Origin of the sequence: Aquimarina rubra (assembly GCF_042684305.1) — a bacterium.
Taxonomy (GTDB): Bacteria; Bacteroidota; Bacteroidia; order Flavobacteriales; family Flavobacteriaceae; genus Aquimarina; species Aquimarina rubra.
Genome location: NZ_JBHULE010000002.1, coordinates 666,477 through 680,257 on the forward strand (window position 1 = coordinate 666,477; position 13,781 = coordinate 680,257).

The 13,781-nt window shown below is 33.8% G+C and carries 13 protein-coding genes and 1 tRNA gene; 4 read left to right on the forward strand and 10 right to left on the reverse strand.

Translation table 11 applies throughout. From position 1 onward, the window contains the following. Window positions 1-3 precede the first annotated feature (3 nt). From ACFSR1_RS03435 to ACFSR1_RS03450, 4 genes are all read left to right on the forward strand, one after another. On the forward strand, window positions 4-810 hold the full coding sequence (locus ACFSR1_RS03435) for an HAD family hydrolase (protein WP_378289644.1): 807 nt from the start codon (window positions 4-6) through the stop codon (window positions 808-810). Between the two features lie 5 nt (window positions 811-815). Next, on the forward strand, window positions 816-2,711 hold the full coding sequence (locus ACFSR1_RS03440; protein WP_378289646.1) for a M61 family metallopeptidase: 1,896 nt from the start codon (window positions 816-818) through the stop codon (window positions 2,709-2,711). Between the two features lie 78 nt (window positions 2,712-2,789). After that, window positions 2,790-4,094: a DUF819 family protein gene (locus ACFSR1_RS03445; protein ID WP_378289648.1), complete on the forward strand. Its 1,305-nt coding sequence runs from the start codon at window positions 2,790-2,792 to the stop codon at window positions 4,092-4,094. 60 nt (window positions 4,095-4,154) lie between these two features. Beyond that, entirely contained in the window at window positions 4,155-4,895 is a 741-nt protein-coding gene (locus ACFSR1_RS03450) for a DUF4369 domain-containing protein (RefSeq protein WP_378289650.1), read from the forward strand. Between the two features lie 91 nt (window positions 4,896-4,986). Here ACFSR1_RS03450 and ACFSR1_RS03455 read toward each other — a convergent pair whose 3' ends face one another. The 10 genes from ACFSR1_RS03455 to ACFSR1_RS03500 form a co-directional block, all read right to left on the reverse strand. Continuing rightward, window positions 4,987-5,298 (reverse strand): hypothetical protein, encoded by a 312-nt coding sequence (locus ACFSR1_RS03455; protein WP_378289652.1) that lies wholly within the window; start codon window positions 5,296-5,298, stop codon window positions 4,987-4,989. 784 nt (window positions 5,299-6,082) lie between these two features. Beyond that, a tRNA-Thr gene (locus tag ACFSR1_RS03460) sits at window positions 6,083-6,156 on the reverse strand. Window positions 6,157-6,213: 57 nt separating this feature from the next. Next, entirely contained in the window at window positions 6,214-6,480 is a 267-nt protein-coding gene (locus ACFSR1_RS03465; RefSeq protein WP_378289654.1) for a hypothetical protein, read from the reverse strand. 58 nt (window positions 6,481-6,538) lie between these two features. Beyond that, window positions 6,539-7,516: a type I phosphomannose isomerase catalytic subunit gene (locus tag ACFSR1_RS03470; protein WP_378289656.1), complete on the reverse strand. Its 978-nt coding sequence runs from the start codon at window positions 7,514-7,516 to the stop codon at window positions 6,539-6,541. Further along, window positions 7,509-7,970 carry a peroxiredoxin gene (locus ACFSR1_RS03475; protein WP_378289658.1) on the reverse strand — a complete coding sequence of 154 codons (462 nt, stop codon included), beginning with the start codon at window positions 7,968-7,970 and terminating at the stop codon, window positions 7,509-7,511. The genes ACFSR1_RS03470 and ACFSR1_RS03475 overlap by 8 nt, the downstream gene beginning before the upstream one ends. A gap of 6 nt (window positions 7,971-7,976) precedes the next feature. Beyond that, window positions 7,977-8,387: a 6-pyruvoyl trahydropterin synthase family protein gene (locus tag ACFSR1_RS03480; RefSeq protein WP_378289660.1), complete on the reverse strand. Its 411-nt coding sequence runs from the start codon at window positions 8,385-8,387 to the stop codon at window positions 7,977-7,979. Next, the gene (gene idi / locus ACFSR1_RS03485) at window positions 8,384-8,902 is read right to left on the reverse strand and encodes an isopentenyl-diphosphate Delta-isomerase (protein ID WP_378289662.1); all 519 of its coding nucleotides are present in this window, start codon (window positions 8,900-8,902) and stop codon (window positions 8,384-8,386) included. Before idi ends, ACFSR1_RS03480 begins: the two co-directional genes overlap by 4 nt. 172 nt (window positions 8,903-9,074) lie before the next feature. Further along, on the reverse strand, window positions 9,075-11,033 hold the full coding sequence (locus ACFSR1_RS03490; RefSeq protein ID WP_378289663.1) for an OmpA family protein: 1,959 nt from the start codon (window positions 11,031-11,033) through the stop codon (window positions 9,075-9,077). A gap of 87 nt (window positions 11,034-11,120) precedes the next feature. Next, window positions 11,121-12,077, reverse strand: a complete 957-nt coding sequence (locus tag ACFSR1_RS03495; RefSeq protein ID WP_378289665.1) for a PorP/SprF family type IX secretion system membrane protein — start codon at window positions 12,075-12,077, stop codon at window positions 11,121-11,123. A gap of 55 nt (window positions 12,078-12,132) precedes the next feature. Further along, the coding region (locus tag ACFSR1_RS03500; RefSeq protein ID WP_378289667.1) for a DUF7507 domain-containing protein at window positions 12,133-13,781 on the reverse strand (1,649 nt) is incomplete at its 5' end.

Here is a 13,781-nt window from a genome sequence, read left to right on the forward strand (position 1 = left end):
GAATTGAATCCACATCGCATTGTTTTTTCTGATATCGATGGAACGCTTCTTAATGCTGAACGAGAACTATCGGACTTCACCATTTCGGAAATAAAACGCATAAAAAACACTATTCCGGTGATATTGATTTCCTCTCGTATGCCAAAGGCTATGACGCATTTACAAGAAGAACTTGAGATCACACATCTACCATTAATTTGCTATAATGGCGGACTAATATTAGTTGATAAAAAACCGATTCATTCTACTTTTATCTCTACGGATATCATACAAGCGCTTCATACGTTCAACAAAGACAATTTATTTCATATAAGTTTATATCATGATGACGATTGGTTTGTGCCACAAATGGATTTTTGGGCAAATAGAGAGGCACAAAACACTAAAGTAACTCCGGTAGTAAAATCTACCGAAAGAGTTATTGAAACCTGGGAAATAGAAAAAAAAGGAGCTCATAAAATTATGTGTATGGGTGATGAAAAATATATCGATGAAGCATTTGAGTTTTTAGAATCTAACTTTAGTGACACATTGCATTTATATCGATCCAAACCAACCTATATAGAAGTTGCTCATAAAAGTATTTCAAAATTAACTGCTATCGAATTGCTACTTAATAAACATTATAAAATTTCTCTATCAGAAGCAGTAGCATTTGGCGATAATTATAACGATATTGCTATGATAAAAGCTGTTGGCACCGGAGTTGCCGTTGCCAATGCTAAGCCTGAAACCTTAAAAATTGCTGATATAGTTACCCTTTCCGGAAAAGAAGATGGTGTAGCTACCTATATTAAAAACAATATTTGATACTTGTGCTAAGAAAAATTAATCTGGTTAGAACTTTAGTTCTTTACATTGTTATTCTAAATTTTGTAGCAGGTTGCAAATCCACAGAATCTTCTGTAAAAGTGGATACATCCCCTGTTATTGCATCTTTGGATTTAGTAGATATTATTGATGATAAAGTAAAAGTATCACTTAAAATAACGACAATAAATACGGATACCATTAGTTACTTCTTACCAAAAATTGTTCCTGGCACATACCAAAATAATAACTACGGAAAATACATTGAAGAATTCAAAGCTTTTGATATTCAGGGAAACGAATTACAGGTAACAAAGTATGGTGATAATCGATGGAAAATTAATAATTCCACAGAGTTAAGTTCTATAACTTACTTAGTAAATGACACTTTTGACACAGAAGATTCTCACCAAATATTTTCCCCAACGGGCACCAACATCTTAGAAAATAAAAATTTTATTCTCAATCTGTATGCCTTTGTTGGATATTTTGACAAAATGAAGGAAAGAAAATACAATCTTTTCATCAAGCACCCTATAAATATGGAAGCCTCCACTTCATTATCAGAATATTTGCCTAAAGAACCACAGGTAGGTGCTAACTATGATACAGATCTTTTTATTTTTAAAAGATATGCTGATTTAGCAGATACTCCCATAATGTACTCTGTTCCTGATCAAGTAACCTTTACCATTAATGAGATCGAGGTTTTACTAAGTGTATATTCTCCAAATAATCTACATCGTGCAGCGCAATTGATGCCACAAATGGAACGAATGATTAGAGCACAAAAGAACTTCTTAGGGCAAATAAATACAACCAAAAAATATAGTGTTTTACTATATCTATCCTCCGCCAAGAGCGATGATGCTAAGGGTTTTGGAGCGCTAGAGCATAACACCTCTACGTTAGTTGTACTTCCGGAGTCCATACCGTTACAAAAACTGAATGAATCGCTCACAGATGTAGTTTCTCACGAGTTTTTTCATATAGTAACACCGCTAAGCATTCATTCTGAAGAAATTCATGATTTTGACTACAACAATCCCAAAATGTCAAAACATTTGTGGTTGTATGAGGGAACAACAGAATATTTCTCATTATTGTTCCAAATCAATCAAGCTCTTATCAGTAAAGAAGATTTTTTTGAGCGTATTTTGGAAAAAATAAATAATGCTAAAAACTTTGACAATACTCTTTCCTTTACACAAATGAGTGAAAACATATTACAAGACCCATATCTCGAAAATTATCGTAATGTTTATGAAAAGGGAGCTCTTATTTCTATGTGTATAGATATTATTATGCGCAAAAAGAGTAATGGAGCTTATGGTATTGTAGATCTAATACGCGGTTTATCAGGCAGATTTGGAAGCGACAAACCTTTTAAAGATGAAGAACTTATAGATGTAATAAAAGAGGTTTCATATCCTGAAGTTGCTGATTTTTTAAATACTCACGTCGTAAATAATACTCCAATTAATTATGGTTTTTATTTGGAAAGTGCCGGTTTAATATACAATACTATAAAAATTCCTTCTGGATACTTCATTCATGAACAGGAACCATTTATAAGAGGTTCTGAAGCAACAAAAAAAGTAGTTTTTACTGCTGGGGCTGAACGCAATAACTTTCTAAAAAAGGCAGGAATAAAAGGAGGAGATGTTTTGTTAGGGATCGATAACAAAAAATATACAATCAAAAACATTTATGATCTTTTTAGTGACTCTAACAAGTGGAATATCAATGATGATATTACTTTTATTATTGAACGAGATCAAAATGTATTGAAGCTTACCTCTAAAGTCATAAAACCTACTGTAGAAAAGGTAGTTTTAAAACAAAACCCTAATGCTACAGATACGCAAATTGCCGTTTTAAAAAGCTGGATTAATGATTGACAAGTAAAAAGCTTCTTATTCTATTTTAGTGCAAAAATTGTATTTTGCATCCCATCTCATAAAAAATGAACTCACACTATGGAAAATGTTCCCTTTTTCACCAATGATACTATCGTTTTTGGAATACTATTACTATGCTTAGGTTTAGTTTTTTATACATCCTCTATTAAAACAAGTTTTTGGCAAGGATTTTACAAATTTGTACCTGCGCTTTTACTTTGCTATTTTATTCCAGCTATATTTACTTCTCTTGGAATCATTGCTCCTGAATGGAAAGAATTAGATACCAACGGAGAACTTATAAAAAAATCATCCAACGTATATTATATAGCCAGCAGGTATTTATTACCAGCATCATTAGTTTTAATGACTTTAAGTATTGATCTAAAAGGAATTTTCAATCTGGGTCCAAAGGCATTGATAATGTTCTTTACTGGTACCGTAGGGGTTATTATTGGTGGTCCTTTGGCCATATTAATCATCTCTATATTCTCACCAGAAACTGTTGGCGGTGCCGGATTTGATGCAGTCTGGAGAGGTTTATCCACACTTGCCGGTAGTTGGATTGGTGGAGGTGCCAATCAAGCAGCGATGCTAGAGATTTATGAATACAATCCTGATAAATATGGTGGTATGGTATTAGTGGATATTGTGGTCGCTCAAATATGGATGGCTATACTACTTATTGGTATTGGAAAAAGTAAAAAAATTGATCGTTGGCTAAAAGCAGATAGTAGCGCTATAGAATCCCTTAAAGAAAAGGTATCTTCCTATTCGGAGAGTATCACTAGAAATCCGACATTAACCGATTATATGGTTATGTTATCTATTGGATTTACTACCGTAGGCTTAGCACATTGGGGAGCCAATGGTATGTCTGGCTTCTTATCTGATAATTTTGAAGTTTTTAATGACAAAAGCTCGGCATTATCATCTTTTACATCACAATTTTTCTGGATGATTACTATAGCGACTGCCATTGGAATTTTATTATCGTATACCAAAGCAAAAAAGTATGAAGGCGCCGGAGCCAGTAAAATAGGAAGTATCTTTATTTATGTATTGGTCGCAACTATTGGTATGAAAATGGATTTAACTCAGATATTCAAAAATCCCGGACTTATTGGTATCGGATTGGTTTGGATGTTGATACATGTATTGTTACTTATTATAGTCGCCAAAATTATAAAAGCACCTTACTTTTTCCTTGCAGTAGGTAGTAAAGCAAATATAGGTGGAGCAGCCTCTGCTCCCGTAGTTGCTGCAGCTTTTCATCCTTCTCTTGCTACCGTAGGAGTACTATTAGCAGTATTTGGATATGTAGTAGGAACATATGGTGCAATTTTGTGTACTATATTGATGCAAATTGCCTCAGGAAGTTAGTTTTTCAATCGAATTTATAGCATCTTTGTACTCCAATTTTTCAAAATTAAAAAACCATCAATGCAACGATTTTTGACCATACTATTTGTTTCTATTCTTATACTAAGCTGCAGCACTCCAAAGAAAAAAGGAAATGTTTCTATAAGTGGAACTGTGAAGGGACTTAAAAAAGGGACTTTATACCTTCAAAAGATACAGGATACTATTTTAGTAAATCTGGATTCGTTGATTATAGATGGAGATCCTCAATTTACATTTCAAACGGATGTTCAGGAACCAGAGATTCACTACCTATTTTTGGATAAGCATGATGGTACACAATTTAATGATCGTATCGATTTTTTTGCCGAACCAGGAGAAATCACTATCAATACTTCTTTAAACAGTTTTGAAAAAGATGCAATTATTGCTGGAGGTAAGAACCAGGCCAAGTTGATTGAGTATAATAAGATGAATAAACGATTCAAAGAAAGAAATCTAAGAATCATAAAAGAAGATTATGAAGCTAAGAAGCAAAATGACGAAGAAAAATTAGCCGAAAATGACAAGGCTTATAAAAACTTGTTAAGACAGAAATATCTATATACAATTAACTTTGCTATTAACAACAAAAAGCTAGAAGTAGCTCCGTATATAACGCTTAATGAAGTTTTTGATGCCAATATCAAATACCTTGATACAGTAGCAAATTCTTTATCTCCAAGAGTTAGAAAATCAATATACGGAAAACAACTTACTGAATACATTGAGGAGCGTAGAGCTAAAGAAGCGGAAAGAGTTGAAGCAAAGAAGGAAAATTGAATTATAAACAGTAGATAATTTAAAAAAAATGACAGTATCTAGAATTCTGTTTACACAATTTTAGATACTGTCTATTTTAAACTACTAAAAACTATTTAATCAGACCGAATAATTTTTTAAACTCGCAAATAGCAGTAGTGCAGTGATGACTATCACCTCCACCACCTTTAATTTTATTAAGGTCTGTTAATTTAGCTACATTAGTTTTATCCAGATTTAATTTTTTTCTCTCTTTCTCCATTTTTTGATGAATCTTAAAGTTAGATATAGGCATAATCAAAGAATTACTAGTAAACAAGTTAGCACCATAATTAGTTTTAGAACCTACTAGTTCCGGTTGATTACTTACTTTAATTCTAGTTAAAACATGATAGCTTATCATCCGCTTTCTCATAATAAGCATAAAAAATATTTTTTATATAAGAAATAATCCTCGATTCTCTACTTCGAGGAATTCTATAGATTAAAACTAGATTCCTTAGAGATTTCTTTAATTGCTTATTTTCTTGAATTTAGATGATTTTTAAGCTTCTCAAGTACATACTAAACTGAAAAATAATTGATGTAATTGATAATTTTTTTGTTCTATTCACCTGAACTGACCGAAGAGAGCAAACCTTACTTCTAATTCACTGTATAATATCTTTATGTTATTCTCAATCACTTATAGAATGGATGTCTAAAATGTATTCGACTCTATATTTAACAAAAACACATTACACATCATTATAGTTCCATAAAAAATCCCAACTTCTTTTGAAATTGGGATTTACACTTTAAAGAGCCGATAAAGGGACTCCCTTCGACTAATGCCTGCCCTCCCGGCAGTCAAGCTCAGGATAAACTTCTCGTCCATCACAATTATAGTTCCATAAAAAATCCCAACTCCTTTCGAAATTGGGATTTACACTTTAAAGAGCCGATAGAGGAACTCCCTTCGACTAATGCCTGCCCTGCCGGCAGTCAAGCTCAGGATAAACTTCTCGTCCATCACAATTATAGTACATAAAAAAATCCCAGCTTCTTTCGAAATTGGGATTTACACTTTAAAGAGCCGATAGAGGGACTCCCTTCGACTAATGCCTGCCCTGCCGGCAGTCAAGCTCAGGATAAACTTCTCGTCCATCACAATTATAGTACATGAAAAAATCCCAACTCCTTTCGAAATTGGGATTTACACTTTAAAGAGCCGATAGAGGGACTCGAACCCACGACCTGCTGATTACAAATCAGCTGCTCTAGCCAGCTGAGCTATATCGGCAAAGCGGTTGCAAATATAATTTCTGTAATCATATTTGCAAATACTTTTTTAAAAAAATTATAGTGAATTTACTTTTTCAGCTAAAGATTTTGCTGTTTCTTCTAAATCTTGCTTGATAGACTTGAAATGCTTTGATGCATTTTCTACATTTCGGTCACTAACTCTAGCCATAAATGAGTCAAAAGATGTAATAGCCTCGTCAATAATCACTTCTGCTTCTTTTTTATCCTTATCCGGATTATTTTCTTCCCAGATATACACTTCCTCAATAATATCGCCTAATACGTAGTTAATATCCTTCTTTAGGTTTCTTTTATTTGCCATTTCTAATATATTTTATGCAAAATTAGTCTTTTAAACCATTTATCAAACGGTTTTAGTTTTAAATATAAGTTTGTAAAAGCTTTGCCCCTTTTGAAACTACTTTTATTTCCGGTATGGAAGCAGGAACCAACACAGTTTCTCCAAATTGAATCGTTATTTTTTGTTCTTCTGTTTCGATATCCGCTTGACCTTCTACACACATATAAATAACGAAAGAATCATATGTTGTATGTAAAAATTTTACTTCGCTATTCACTTCTAAAAGATTCGTGATAAAATGAGGACAATTTACTAAGTCCGTAACCTGATTCTTTTTAACGCTATAGTCAACTTTATAATCGGTCTTATTACCAAAATCAATTGCTTCTAATGCTTCTTTTTGGTGCAGCTCCCTATAATTACCATCAGTATCTTTTCGATCCCAATCATAAACTCTATATGTGATATCCGATGTTTGCTGTATCTCTGCCAACAGCACTCCTTTTCCGATGGCGTGAATCAATCCAGAATACACAAAAAAAGTGTCTCCAGAAGATACCGGTTCGTAATGAAGAATATCTTTTATAGTTTTATTGGCGACATGTTTTTGATATAGCTCTGGGCTTACCTCTTGATTAAAACCAATAATAATATTGGCTCCTTTATCTGCCTGGACCACATGCCACATTTCTGTTTTACCAAGTGAATTATGTTTTTCTTTAGCTATTTCATCACCTGGATGTAATTGTACAGAAAGATCTTCTTTAGCATCTATAAACTTAATTAACAAGGGAAATTTAGTTCCGAAACGTTCGAAATTCTTTTCTCCTACTAACTTTTCTTTGTACTCTATTAAAAGTTCATGCAGGGTTTTACCAATTAAAGGTCCATTACTTACTACAGAAACATCCCCTTCTACGTCACTTATTTCCCAACTTTCTCCAATAGATGAGCCTTTTGGTTCTTTACCTAAAAAATTATTCAATTTAGAGCCTCCCCATATTTTTTCTTTTAGAATTGGTTCAAACTTTAATATATATAGTGAATCTCTACTCATTCATCATTTCTTTGACTGTTTTAATAGCTTGCTTCAAATGCCTTGATGCATTTATACTATTAAACTTAAGCCTTATTACTCCTTCTTTATTTATAACATAGGTTTCCCTACCCGGAAGCATTCCAAAAAGTCCGGCTTTTACTCCAAACAGCTTTCTTAAATTACCCTTTTCATCTGATAAAAATATAAAAGGTAGCTTATATTTGCTCTTAAATCTTTCGTGAGATTTTACACTATCCGAACTTATGCCTATAACCTCTACTCCTTCTTTTTTAAAATCCTCATAACTATCCCTAAAATCGCAGGCTTCTTTAGTACATCCAGGTGTAAAGTTTTTAGGATAAAAATAAATTACAAGAGGTTTTTGACCAACAAACTCTTGACTATGGAAATCGTCTCCATCGTCTTTTGTAGCGGTAAATTCAGGAATTTTATCTCCTACTTCTAGTCCCATATCCTTTTACTTCCCGTTATATATTACATAATTTCGAGGAGTTTCATACAGCGTAACCTCAATATCATATTTTTCATCCAATTTTTTACGAAGTCGATCCCATATCACCACCGCTATATTTTCTGCTGTGGGGTTTAAATTTTTAAACTCTTCTACTTCTTCATTCAAGTTTTTATGGTCCATATAATCTTCCACTTCTGACTTGATATATTCCTTTAATATCTTAAGATCAATTAAAAACCCTGTTTCAGGATCAATCTCTCCTATCACTGCAACAACAAGTTCATAATTGTGACCGTGGTATAAAGGGTTACTGCATTTTCCAAAAACCTGAGCATTTTTTTCGTCGCTCCAATCTTTTCTGTAAAGTCGATGTGCAGCATTAAAATGTGCTTTTCTACAGGCTTTTATTTTCATAATGTAATATGTGAGTAAAATTTATCAAATATAATCTTAAACCAAGCGGTATATAGATTAGGATTCTTAACCATATCTTCTTTTATATCTTCAATTGCCATCCATTTCCAGTCGGCAACTTCTTCAGGGTTGATCACCGGATTATCTTCATAGTGTCCTACCATCACATGATCCAACTCATGTTCGGTAAGTCCATTATCAAATGGAGCTTTATATATAAACGATATGGTCTCTCTCAGTGGAGTTATAAATCCCATTTCTTCTTGTAATCTTCGGGTACCTGCCTGAATATTGGTTTCTCCTTCTCGTTGATGACTACAACACGTATTTGTCCACAGCCCGGGTGAATGATATTTATGATAAGCACGTTGCTGCAGCATTAATTCTTCTTTATCATTAAGGACAAAAACAGAAAATGCTCTATGTAACAATGCTTTTTCGTGTGCTTCGAGCTTGGGCATCAAGCCTATTTGCTCATCATTTTCATTAACCAAAATGACTTTTTCTTCTTCCATTTCCTAGTATTGGTTCAAAACTACGAAATCGTAGTAGCAATTCATAATCTATCCTATTTTTGGCATAAAATAAAGAATTATTTACAATTATTAAATCAAAAAACACCTTAATAAATAAGGTGTTTTGAGCAGACAAAGCAATATTATTAATTTATATAGGGCTATTATATATTTACTTAACAATTATAAATTCACTTCGTCTATTTAACTGATATTCTGATTTTTTACAATTAGAATCGTTTCCACATTCATTAACCGGCTGCGTTTCTCCGTATCCTTTGCTTGTCAATCGTTCTGCTGAAATACCTTTGCCTACCATATAATCGACTGTAGATTTCGCTCTCTGATCAGACAACCATAAGTTATACGCATCGTCTCCATGACTATCGGTGTGCGATCTTACATCAATCTTCATTTCTGGATATTGATTCATTACTTCTATCACCTTAGCCAGCTCTACAGCAGCATCAGGACGTATATAATATTGATCAAAATCAAAATAAATAGGATTAAGCGATAGTACTTTAGCAAGATCATCTCCAACATCAGCAGATTTTACCTTCTTCTCTAATAATAAAGACACATCTACCGTTTCTGTTTTTTCTGGTGTATTTACCAATTTTTCTAAGGTCACATAGGCTTCTTTTTCCGCTCTTACAAAATACTTAGAACTACATTTAACTACATGACTATATGAAGCATCATCTCCTACTATAAAACTCTCTAATAGGTTATTACTACTGTCGTAAATTGAAACTTTTGCTCCGGGTAATAACTCCTGAGTATCTTTATCCTTTACGACACCTGCAATTGTAATCTCACAGAAGCTTTTAAGGTCTTCTAACTGCAGAAAACTATAGATGTCATCTTTTCCTCTTCCTCCGTCTCTATTAGATGAAAAATAACCTCTTCTGGATTTATCATCTACAATAAATGCAAAATCATCATCGGGACCATTAACAGGTTTACCAATATTAACTACTAGTTTTTCCTCGTCTGTTTGTGGGTTAAGTCTGGTAACATAAACGTCTAATCCTCCTAGTCCAATATGACCATCTGAGGCAAAATAAAGATCATTGTTACTGCTTACGAATGGAAAAGTTTCTTTCCCCTCGGTATTAATTCTATTTCCTAAATTTTTTGGCTCTCCAAAGCTTCCGTCAGAATTTATAGTAACCTCATAAATATCCGATTGTCCTTCTCCACCTGGCATATCTGATGAAAAGTACAATGTCTTTTCATCAACACTTAATGCAGGATGCGCAGTGGAATACTGATCACTATTGAAAGGTAAATTTTGTGGTGTTGTCCAGCCTCCTTGTGGGTTTTTATAGGAACGATAGATTTTTAGTCGATTTGTTCCTTTTTTATCATTTCCATATTTTCTGCCATCATAGTTATTTCTTGTAAAATATACTGTTTGACCATCTTTAGCAAAGACAGGTGTAGATTCGTGAAACTTACTATTTATTTTATTGTCGAACTTTTTTATTTCGGAAAGCTCTCCATTCGTAGGATTGTATTCAGCCCTATAAAGATCCAGGAAAGGTTCTTCATTCCATTGATGTACGCTTTTTTTGAATAATAGTGTATCTCTAGAAGAACTAAAAACCACAAACCGCCCAAAAAATGCAGAACCAAAATCAGTGAATGAAGAATTGATAGAAGAGTTTTCTATTTCAAATCTTCCTGATTGAAAATCTATTCGTTTTAGATAATTTGGTTCTTCTTTAAATAATTGTGCACGTTGATCATCGGAACTTGTTTCTACGAACTTTTTCATATACACATCGGCATCATCATAACGACCAACAGATTTTAATGTTTGTGCATACCTAAAATAATACTCAGGTTCGACTTCGTTAGGATAGGAATTTACCAATTCTTCATACCATTTTGAAGCCTCTTCGAACTGGCTATTAAAATAGTAGCTATTTCCGAGGTTTTTATAAAGATCTGCACTTTTATAACCTTTTTTTACAACTTTAAGGTAGGTTTCCTGCGCATCAATATACTCATATTTGTCATATTGGCTCTGTGCTGCTTTTAGTTTTCTCTCTTGAGAAAACGTGAGGTTCACAAAGAAAAACCCAATAAAAACAAATAATAACTTGTGTAATAATCCCTTCATTTTAGTTTGGCTATATTTTATAATCTAAAATTAATTTATCTAAATTTCCTTCTAAAATGGAACACGATTTATATTGTGTTCCGATAATTAAAAGAAACGTGGCGTTAGCATTCTGTTATATTTTCTAAACAGTTCAAAACGGAGCATTACTTCATAACTTCCGTCATTAAATTGTGTTCTTCCTAATTCAGTGGTTTCCTTATCATAAGCAAATCCGATCATCAAAGAGTCTGACACCTGGAATCCTGCCATCGCGCTAAATGCAGCACTCCATCGATAGGCAACTCCCAATGTAAGTTTATCGTATAATAGAAAATTGGCAGAAACATCAACTTGCAAAGGAGCCCCAAAAACTAACTTACTAAGAACCGCTGGTTTGAACTTTACAGAATCACTTAGATCAAAAACGTGTCCAGCAATTAAGTAATAATTAATTCTTTCTTCTGCAATAAAAGTAGATGAGTCATTACTACCTACTGTGGCTTCCTCATCAAAATGATCTGTTTCTAATAAATTAGGAGCACTTAATCCTACATAAAACCTATCTGTGTGATAATATAAACCAACCCCTACATTAGGACTCAACTTATTATCAATATTATTTTCGAAATTAGGATCATTGATATCAAATTGCGATAATCTCTGAAAATCAACATTGAGTAGATGTCCACCTGCCTTTAAACCAAAACTTAACTTTCCTCTTTCAGAAGTTGGAATGGTATACGAAAAATCAACACCAAAGTATGTCTCATCTGTAGGCCCTATTTCATCATTGACTATAGAAAGTCCGAGACCCACTCTATTATTATCTCCTATAGGTGTATTTAACGTAAGAGTCTGTGTTCGCGGAGCTCCATCCAATCCCACCCATTGACTACGATGCATACCCATTATACTCATCACACCGCGACTACCCGCATACGCTGGATTGACACTTATTGTATTATACATATACTGAGTATATTGAGCATCTTGCTGGGCATTACCATAATTGGAAATTAAACCAAGGACAGCTAGCATAAATATCGTTAATAGTCTATTCATAAGTATCATTATTTGATTTAGGGAATAACAAATATATACTATTCCAAATAAAATTTTATCTGTTAATATATAAGTAACCTGCTTTATACGTATCTATTCCTCTAGCATTTATATATTCTAAAACATAGTAATACGTACCTACTGGTAATTCATTATTTTGAGAAATGGTAACTCTTCCGTTACTAATTCCTTTAAATAATTCTACTCCTGGTTGCTCATATCCATCTTCCTCGAAAACCTGAACTCCCCATCTATTGTAAATTCTAAGTGTATTGTCTGGGAAATTTCTTAATCCTACAATTCTAAACTCATCATTAACACCATCTCCGTTTGGACTAATACCGGTGTAAATTATAATAGGATCATCAGGATCTGTAAATACTCCTTCGATAACAGTTACTGTTTCATCTTCTGCATCACCATCATTATCAAGATCAATGTCAGTGGTATTAATAGGATCATCTGATAAATCGATGACATCAGTACCGTTTGGATCCTGTCCTGTTACAGTAGCTTGATTAAGTACCTCACCCGATAAAACATCTTCTGCCGTTAGTACATAAGTCGCTGTAAATGTTGTAGTATCTATTTCTCCAACTAAAAGATTGATTGGGCCTCCTGTTATGGTTATACCCACTAATGGATCTATAAGAACAATATTGGTAATATCTACATTACCCGTATTTTCTACTGTGAATGTGTATAAGATTTCGTCTCCAACGTTAGGAAGCTCATCTCCGTTAACATCTACATAGATACCGGTCTTAGTTAAGGCTAAATTAGGAACTTGAGAAATAGTAATGATGGTAGGATCATTGGTAGGATCATCATCCCCATCTTCATCCACTGTCTCATCACCACTATCAGAAACATCCATAACTCCTATTCCATTAGGATCTTCTCCCATCACCGTAGCACTATTTATTACCTCTCCGTTATTAATATCTGTTTGAGAAATAGCATAGGTTGCTGTTGCCGTTCCCTGTTCTCCAGGAGCAAGGATTGAAGGATTAACAACCAAGTTTGTACTTCCTGTTAGTATATCATCAATAAATATATTATCTACCTGTACATTCCCGGTATTTGTAACCGTAAACGTATATGTAATAATGTCTCCAACATTTGATCCGCTAGCAACTCCTGTTTTCACCAATGTTAAATCTGGATTTGCATCTAAAATAGTTACCGTTGGATCATTATCTGGAATATTATCCGTAGTACCATCTCCGTTCGGAGTCTCCACATTCTCATCTCCTGCATCCGATACATCACTTACATCATCTGTTCCTGTTGGACTATCTCCCATTGCAGTAGCGCTATTCTCTATATAACCTGCATCAATATCTGCCTGTGTAATCGTTTGATTGGCTGTTACAGTAACACTATCTCCAGGTGCCAAACTTGTTATTGGACTTCCCACAATACTACCTGCATCTGCATTCAGATCCTCGATCTCAATATTGGTCACTGTAACATTTCCTGTGTTGGTCACTACAATATCATATTCGATCACATCATCTAAAGCAATACCTGCAACTCGAACTGTCTTGATAACGCTTATTTCTGCTAATTGTACAATATCTGTATCTGTAACAGCAACCGGATCATTCCCTGAAGCATCTAAAACATCATCATAAGTAACGGTTACCGTATCTCCTGCCTGTGTATTGAAAGTACCATCATCATCTGTACCTGCAACAGTAC

Excerpts from the sequence above, each read along its gene's own strand:
- ACFSR1_RS03445 (WP_378289648.1), top strand. The coding sequence starts at position 2,790 with ATGGAAAATGTTCCCTTTTTCACCAATGATACTATCGTTTTTGGAATA.
- ACFSR1_RS03450 (WP_378289650.1), top strand. The coding sequence starts at position 4,155 with ATGCAACGATTTTTGACCATACTATTTGTTTCTATTCTTATACTAAGC.
- ACFSR1_RS03455 (WP_378289652.1), bottom strand. The coding sequence starts at position 5,298 with ATGCTTATTATGAGAAAGCGGATGATAAGCTATCATGTTTTAACTAGA.
- ACFSR1_RS03465 (WP_378289654.1), bottom strand. The coding sequence starts at position 6,480 with ATGGCAAATAAAAGAAACCTAAAGAAGGATATTAACTACGTATTAGGC.
- ACFSR1_RS03470 (WP_378289656.1), bottom strand. The coding sequence starts at position 7,516 with ATGAGTAGAGATTCACTATATATATTAAAGTTTGAACCAATTCTAAAA.
- ACFSR1_RS03475 (WP_378289658.1), bottom strand. The coding sequence starts at position 7,970 with ATGGGACTAGAAGTAGGAGATAAAATTCCTGAATTTACCGCTACAAAA.
- ACFSR1_RS03480 (WP_378289660.1), bottom strand. The coding sequence starts at position 8,387 with ATGAAAATAAAAGCCTGTAGAAAAGCACATTTTAATGCTGCACATCGA.
- idi (WP_378289662.1), bottom strand. The coding sequence starts at position 8,902 with ATGGAAGAAGAAAAAGTCATTTTGGTTAATGAAAATGATGAGCAAATA.
- ACFSR1_RS03490 (WP_378289663.1), bottom strand. The coding sequence starts at position 11,033 with ATGAAGGGATTATTACACAAGTTATTATTTGTTTTTATTGGGTTTTTC.
- ACFSR1_RS03495 (WP_378289665.1), bottom strand. The coding sequence starts at position 12,077 with ATGAATAGACTATTAACGATATTTATGCTAGCTGTCCTTGGTTTAATT.